Annotated in this window: 5 protein-coding genes; 4 read left to right on the plus strand and 1 reads right to left on the minus strand. The window is 68.5% G+C overall.

Features of this window, described 5'->3' with window-relative positions; translation table 11 throughout:
• Positions 1 to 2: 2 nt before the first annotated feature.
• The 4 genes from ABD243_RS07190 to ABD243_RS07205 all read left to right on the plus strand — a co-directional run bounded on the left by ABD243_RS07190 (position 3) and on the right by ABD243_RS07205 (position 6,159).
• On the plus strand, positions 3 to 2,507 hold the full coding sequence (locus tag ABD243_RS07190) for a Tex family protein (RefSeq protein WP_344363757.1): 2,505 nt from the start codon (positions 3 to 5) through the stop codon (positions 2,505 to 2,507).
• 197 nt (positions 2,508 to 2,704) lie between these two features.
• Positions 2,705 to 4,099: an OFA family MFS transporter gene (locus ABD243_RS07195; RefSeq protein WP_344363759.1), complete on the plus strand. Its 1,395-nt coding sequence runs from the start codon at positions 2,705 to 2,707 to the stop codon at positions 4,097 to 4,099.
• 1 nt (position 4,100) lies between these two features.
• Complete coding sequence (locus ABD243_RS07200) at positions 4,101 to 4,229, plus strand: MFS transporter small subunit (RefSeq protein ID WP_344363762.1); 129 nt, start codon at positions 4,101 to 4,103, stop codon at positions 4,227 to 4,229.
• Between the two features lie 106 nt (positions 4,230 to 4,335).
• Positions 4,336 to 6,159, plus strand: coding sequence for a gamma-glutamyltransferase family protein (locus tag ABD243_RS07205; protein WP_344363783.1), 1,824 nt, complete (start codon positions 4,336 to 4,338; stop codon positions 6,157 to 6,159).
• Between the two features lie 64 nt (positions 6,160 to 6,223).
• Here the strand turns inward: ABD243_RS07205 and ABD243_RS07210 are convergent, their stop codons facing one another.
• Complete coding sequence (locus ABD243_RS07210) at positions 6,224 to 7,231, minus strand: alpha/beta hydrolase (RefSeq protein WP_344363765.1); 1,008 nt, start codon at positions 7,229 to 7,231, stop codon at positions 6,224 to 6,226.
• Between the last annotated feature and the right edge of the window lie 393 nt (positions 7,232 to 7,624).

Raw genomic sequence — 7,624 nt, forward strand, 5'->3', positions numbered from 1 at the left:
AAATGGACAGGGTGACCCAACTCCCGCAGCGCCCCGCCTCACCCGCCTCCAGCCCGTCGCCCAGGGCCGCGTCCACGCAGACCCAGGAATCGGGCATCGCCGCCCAGATCGCGGCCGAGCTCGGCGTGCAGGCCTGGCAGGTCAAGGCCGCCGTGGATCTGCTCGACGCCGGCTCCACCGTGCCCTTCATCGCCCGGTACCGCAAGGAAGCCACCGGGACGCTGGATGACACCCAGCTGCGCGATCTGGAGGAGCGGCTGCGCTACCTCCGCGAACTTGAGGACCGGCGTCGGACCATCCTCGAGGCGATCGCCGCGCAGGGGGCGCTGACCCCGGAACTGCAGGCCGCCGTCGTCGGGGCCGACACGAAGTCGCGCCTCGAGGACATCTACCTCCCGTTCAAGACCAAGCGGCGCACGAAGGCGCAGATCGCCCGCGAAGCCGGGCTGGAGCCGCTCGCCGACGCGCTGTTGAAGCGCCCGGAGCTGGACCCGGAGCGCGAAGCCGCCAAGTACCTCAACGCCGAACATTCGATCGGGGACGCCGCCGCAGCGCTGGCCGGTGCCCGCTCCATCCTGGTCGAGCGTGTGGCCCAGGATGCGGACCTGGCGGAGACGCTGCGCGAACGGCTCTGGATGCAGGGCCGGATGGTGTCCCGGGTCAAGAAGGGCAAGGAGGCCGAGGGCCAGAAATTCAAGGACTACTTCGAGTTCTCCCAGCAGCCGTCCGGGATGCCCTCGCACCGCGTTCTGGCACTGTTGCGCGGCGAAAAAGACGGCGTGCTGGAGCTCGACCTCGCCGAGGCCGCACCGGACGACGACGCCGCCCTCACCGCGGCGCGCGGCCGTTACGAAGCCGCCGTGGCCAGGTTCCTCGGGGTCGCCGACCGCGGCCGGCCCGCCGACGCCTGGCTGTTGCAGACGGCCCAGCTCGCGTGGCGTTCGCGGGTCCTGGCCCGGCTGACCGCCGACCTGCGCAGCCGGATGTTTGCCGCCGCTGAGGACGAAGCCGTGCGCGTGTTCGCGGCCAACCTGCGCGATGTACTGCTCGCCGCACCTGCCGGGAACCGCGCCACCCTGGGGCTGGACCCGGGACTGCGGACCGGCGTGAAGGTCGCAGTGGTCGACGGCACCGGCAAAGTGGTTGCGACGGACACGATCTACCCGCACGCCCCGGCCCGGAAATGGGACGAGGCGCTGCGGACCCTCGTGGGCCTGGCGAAGAAGCACGGCGTCGAACTCGTGGCGATCGGCAACGGCACCGCGTCGCGGGAGACGGACAAACTCGCCGGCGAACTGATCAAGCAGCTCGGCACCGGATCAGAAACCAAACCGCAGAAGATCGTGGTGTCCGAGGCCGGAGCATCGGTCTATTCGGCATCGGCGCTCGCTGCCGCCGAGCTGCCGGGCATGGACGTGTCCCTGCGGGGTGCCGTCTCGATCGCCCGGAGGCTGCAGGACCCGCTCGCGGAGCTCGTGAAGATCGAGCCGAAGTCGATCGGCGTCGGGCAGTACCAGCACGACGTCACGGCCGCGAAGCTGGACCGCAGCTTGGACGCTGTCGTCGAGGACTGCGTGAATGCGGTGGGCGTGGACGTCAACACGGCCTCGCCGGCGCTGCTGAGCCGGGTGGCCGGCGTCGGGCCCCTGCTGAGCGAGAACATCGTCGCCTACCGGAACGAACACGGCCCGTTCGCGAAGCGCAGCGAGCTGAAGAAGGTCCCACGGCTCGGGGCCAAGGCATTCGAACAGTGCGCCGGCTTCCTGCGGATCACCGGGGGAGCTGAGCCGCTGGATGCCTCCAGTGTGCACCCGGAGGCGTACCCCGTCGCCCGGAAGATCAAGGCGGCAGCGAAGGCCGGCCCGGCCTCCGCGCTGAACCCGCAGGACTTCGTCGACGGATCCTTCGGCCTGCCCACGGTGCAGGACATCATCGCCGAGCTCGAGAAGCCCGGCCGGGACCCCCGTCCGGCCTTCGCAGCAGCGGCGTTCTCGGAAGGGATCGAGAAGATCTCAGACCTCAGGCCTGGCATGGTGCTGGAGGGTACGGTGACCAACGTGGCGGCATTCGGCGCATTCGTGGACGTCGGCGTGCACCAGGACGGGCTGGTGCACGTGTCTGCGCTGGCCAACCGGTTCGTTTCCGACCCGCGCGAAGTGGTGAAGTCCGGGCAGGTGGTCCGGGTCAAGGTGCTGGAAGCCGATCCGGAGCGGAAACGCATCTCCCTCACGCTAAGGCTCGACGACGAACCGGCAGCTTCCGGCGGCAGCTCACCTTCGTCCCGGGGCCGGGCAGGCAACGGTCCCGGCACGCCTAAGCCTGACACGTCGCGGCCAGCTCAGCCGCGGGCCGGTCAGCCCCGGAGCGGACAGCAGCAGGCAGGCCAGCAGCAGGGCCGGCCGCAACAGTCCCAGCCGCAACGGTCGGCCTCCCAGCCGAGGTCCACGCCGTCGCCCGTCAACACCGCGATGGCGGAGGCGCTCCGAAAAGCCGGCCTCGGCAAGTAGGCCTCGGCAAGTAGCCCCCCGGACGCTATTGCCATCCACTCGGCTACCGCTCATCGCTGAACAGCTACCGCTCGGCGCATAAATAATACGTTTGCTGACGATCTGCACCATGATTGCCGGAGGCAACGGTCTGTGTGAGTGACCCTTCGCCTCAGTGTGCTGGACACCGACGTCGTTGACGAGCAGGGGGAACATTTATGGGCTGGCTGGACCGCGAACGAACCATCGCACCGCCGGGATTCAACCGGTGGCTCGTGCCGCCTGCGGCGCTCGCCGTGCACCTGTGCATCGGCCAGGCGTACGCGACGAGCGTCTATAAGACCGCTCTGGTGAAGCACTTTGGTGCCAGCCTGACCGAGATCGGCGTCATCTTCTCCATCGCGATCGTGATGCTGGGCCTCTCGGCCGCCATCATGGGCACGTGGGTGGACAGGAACGGGCCGCGCAAGGCGATGTTCACCTCTGCCGTGTTCTGGGCCAGCGGTTTCCTGATCGGGTCCCTGGGGATCTTCAGCAGCCAGCTCTGGCTCGTATACCTGGGCTACGGCGTCGTTGGCGGCATCGGGCTGGGGATCGGCTACATTTCGCCGGTGTCCACCCTCATCAAATGGTTCCCTGACCGGCCCGGGCTGGCCACCGGCATGGCGATCATGGGGTTCGGCGGCGGCGCCCTGATCGCCAGCCCCGTCTCGACGGCACTGCTCAAGCTGTACGACCCCAACTCCGGCGCCAAGGGTTGGGTGGCCAGCGGCGACTCGGTGGCCAAGCTTTTCCTGACCCTCGCCGTCGTCTACCTGGCCTACATGATGTTCGGCGCCTTCACCATCAAGGTCCCGGCCGAGGGATGGAAACCGGCAGGTTTCGACCCCGGCAAGGTCAAGGCCGCCGCTCTGGTCACGACGGACAACGTCTCCGCCCGGAACTCGGTGAAGACGCGGCAGTTTTGGCTCGTGTGGATTGCCTTGTTCTGCAATGTCACGGCAGGCATCGGCATCCTGGAACAGGCCGCCCCGATGATCCAGGACTTCTTCCGCCAGTCCGACGGCACCTCCCTGGTCAGTGCCGCCGTCGCCGCCGGCTTCGTCGGGCTGTTGTCCATCGGCAACATGTCAGGCCGCTTTGCCTGGTCAGCGACCTCCGATGTGACCGGCCGCAAGCGAATCTACATGGTGTACCTCGGCGTCGGCGCCCTGCTTTACACCGTGCTCGCGCTGGCCGGCTCGACGTCCACCGTTCTCTACGTGGCGCTCGCATTTATCATCATCTCCTTCTACGGCGGCGGGTTCGCTACCGCCCCCGCCTACCTGCGCGACCTCTTCGGCACGTTCCAGGTGGGTGCCATCCACGGCCGCCTCCTGACCGCCTGGTCCGCGGCCGGCGTCGCCGGTCCGTTGATCGTCAACGCTTTCCTGGACGCGCAGGGCAAGCCCGGCGCGCTCACGGCCGCGTCCTATCAGGGCGCCCTGCTGACCATGGTGGGGCTGCTGGTGGTCGGCTTCGTGGCAAACCTGCTGGTCACGCCAGTGGATGCGCGATTCCACGAACCACGTCCCGGCCGTGTCCGGCCCGAAGAACCCGCCTTGGAGGCTTGAGATGAGTAATGCGCAGACACCGGTGGAACCGTCGACCGGAAAATTGATCATCGCGTGGGGCCTTGTGGGAGTGCCGCTCGCCTATGGAGTGTACGAGACCCTGACCCGGGTGGCGGCACTGTTTGGCTGACCCCGTGGCGCGCGAAGATTCCCTGCACCGGCAGCACACCGGCCCGGCCGCGTTCACGCGCCCGGATCCGTTCACCACCCGCCCCACACTGCAGGGCACGTTCGGGATGAGCGCATCCACGCATTGGCTCGCGACGGCGGCGGCCCAAGCCGTGTTGGAACGCGGCGGTAACGCCTTCGACGCCGCCGTGGCGGGGGCGTTCGTGCTGCATGTGGTGGAGCCGCACCTCAACGGACCCGGCGGCGACATGACCGGCGTGTTTGTCACGGCAGACGAACCGTCCAAGCCGGTAGTCCTGATGGGCCAGGGTCCCGCACCTGCCGGGGCCACCGTGGAGCACTACCTTGCCGAAGGCCTGGACCTCGTGCCGGGCTCCGGTGCGCTCGCCGCCGCGGTACCTGCCGCCGTCGACGCCTGGCTCCTGCTGCTCCGTGACCACGGCACCTGGGAGCTGGAGACCGTGCTGGACTTCGCGATCGGCTACGCACGGGACGGCCACCCGATGCTGGGCCGGGTCGGAACCACCATTGCGGCCGTGGCCGCTCTGTTCCAGGCGCACTGGCCCACCTCCGCGGAGCTGTGGATGCCCGGCGGCAGAATCCCGGCTGAGGGTGAGGTGGTCAGGAATCCGGCCTATGCGCGGACGCTGGAACGGCTCGTCGGAGCCGGTGCCGGCGCGTCGTCCCGCGAGGCCCGGATTGATGCGGCCCGGCGCGAGTGGCGCGAGGGATTCGTGGCCCGGGCCATGGTGGATTCGGTTCAGGCCCCGCACCGGAACTCCTCGGGCATGGACCACCGCGGGGTGCTGGCCTTGGCGGATCTGGCAGGGTTCGAGGCCAGGTACGAGGCCGCCTCCACCGTGGAATTCCGCGGCCACACAATTGCCAAAACCGGCCCGTGGGGCCAGGGGCCGGCACTGCTCCAGACACTCGCCATCCTGGACGGTTTCGAGGACCGTTACCTGGACCCGTCCACGGAGCTGGGTGCGCACACCATCCTGGAGGCGCAGAAGCTTGCGTTGGCAGACCGCGAGGCATACTACGGGGACACCGACGTTCCGCTGGACTACCTCCTCTCGGCCGACTACTGCGCCAGCCGCCGCGCCTTGATCACAGACCGAGCGTCCCACGCCTTCCGGCCAGGTTCCGTGCCGGGGCGCGAGCCGCATCTCCCGCCCCTCCGTACCGAGTACGTGCCGCCGGTGGCCGCTGGACGGTCGGGTGGCGGCGCCGCAGGTGTTGCGCTCGACGGCGGCGCGGCTGGCGGCAGGCGCGGGGTGGGGTCCCGTCGTCACGCGGCCCTGGGCATCGGGGAGCCGACCGTGGCGCCGACAGGTGAGACCCGGGGCGACACCTGCCACATCGACGTCGTGGACCGCTGGGGCAATATGGTCTCGGCTACGCCCTCGGGTGGCTGGCTGCAGTCCTCGCCCGCGATCCCGGAGCTGGGCTTCTGCCTCGGCACCCGGCTGCAGATGACCTGGCTGGAACCCGGCACGCCGTCCACGCTGACGCCCGGCAAGCGCCCGCGGACCACGTTGACGCCGACTCTCGTGCTGCGCGGCGGCCGGGCCGTGACCGCACTGGGTTCGCCCGGAGGAGACCAGCAGGACCAATGGCAGCTGCCCTACCTGCTGCGGACCATCGTGGGCGGGTACTCGCCGCAGCAGGCAATCGACGCGCCGACGTTCCATACGACGTCGATGCCCGGGTCCTTCTGGCCGCGCACGTGGGAGCCGGGCGGCGCCGTCGTCGAAGGCCGGCTGGGGGAGAACGTCATCGAGGGCTTGGAGCGCCGGGGCCATATTGTCACCCGGGCTGGTGACTGGACGCTGGGACGGCTGTCCGCCGTCGTACGGGATCCTGAAACCGGCGTCCTGCAGGCGGCCGCGAACCCGCGCGGTGCGCAGGGGTACGCCGCGGGCCGGTAGCGGATGGAGCGCTCCGCCGGTGCAGACTTCGTGCGGTTCCGGAGGGGCCTTCGCCTGGTTGCTGTTAGCGGCTGGCTTGGAGTTGGTCCATGAAGCTGAGCGACTCAGCGACGATCTGCTGCTGCGCGTGTTCACGGGAGATGCCCGGCTCGCCGTCCCCGGGCTGCTCGCCGTAGTCCCCGAAGAACGCGTGCACGCCGCCCACGACCGTTGCGTAGGTGGTGTTCGGCGGGAGTAGGGATTTCGACGCCACGATCTTGTCGGGAGTGCTCAGGCCGTCATTCGAGCCGGAGATGGACAGCACCGAGAGGCCGGGGGCGTCTGCCATGTTTTCGGCCGGGTACGAGGCAAACAGGAGCAGTCCGGAGACATTGGAATTCGACTTCGCGAAGGAGGACGCACTCACTCCTCCCAAGGAATGACCACCGACAGCCCAGGAACCGATCTCGGGGTGCCGGTCCATGGCTTCCCTGGCCTGGCCGGTGTTCAGCAGGGGGATGCCCAGGGGTGTTTTCAGGATGACTACCAGGTGGCCGGCGTCTGCAAGCGGGCGCAGGATGTCCTGATAGGCGCGTGCATCGACTCTGGCCCCCGGGTAGAAGACGAGCCCCGTGGTGGCTTTGCCTTCCGGAACAAGGGTGATCGAGGTGGCGTCCTCCGTGATGGTCGCGGTTCTGGTTTTCGCGGCGGTTCCGGTGGTTCCGCCGGGTGCGGTGGTCTGGCCGGCGGTGCCGCTTGGCTGGTAGGGGAACGGGTTGAGCCACAACAACGCCGCGACGACCCCCAAGACCACGATCCTGCCAGCGAGGCCGCGAATCAGTTGCCAGGATGACACGCTGACCCTCTTCTGCCCGTGTTCTCTTGGATTCTGCTGTTTGTTCAGTCTCCAGCGTTCGAGCAGAGTCGAGCGTTTGACCAGGATGAACGCCCAGAGCAGACCTGCCACGGCCGCGACGATCAGCAGCACGGGCAGTGCGGGGTGGCCGCCGAGGACTGCAGGGTTGCCAATCAGCATCCAGAGCGGAACCACGATCAGCGCGGCGGCGGCGAAGGCGCCGCTCCAGTTCAGCACCGCCGACCTGAAGCCCGGCGACTCGGTTCCAGCCGCGTTGACCTGAGCGGACCTTAGGTGTGGGGACTCCAAATCGGCGGGGTCCGGCGCAGGGGCGGACGATTCAGGCCCACGGGCTCCACTCGCTGCATCCGGCCCAGGATCAACAACAGGTTTGCCGGGGTCCTTCGGCATCGCATCGTTCACAGTCCGATGTTATCTCCATGATCGAGATAACTGGAGAGGTGGTCTGGAATCTCGTGGGCTGTTCGGAAGGTCGAGGTGCCGTGACTACCGACCGGACTGCCGTCGCTGCCGGGTCCGTGATTACACGGCCGGCACGTCAGCCCGGATGACGCCGCCACTGACCGGTCTGCCGCCATAGGCCGCGTTGAGGTGCTGCGGTGCCACTCT

This window comes from Arthrobacter humicola (assembly GCF_039531445.1).
GTDB classification, from domain to species: Bacteria; Actinomycetota; Actinomycetes; order Actinomycetales; family Micrococcaceae; genus Arthrobacter; species Arthrobacter humicola.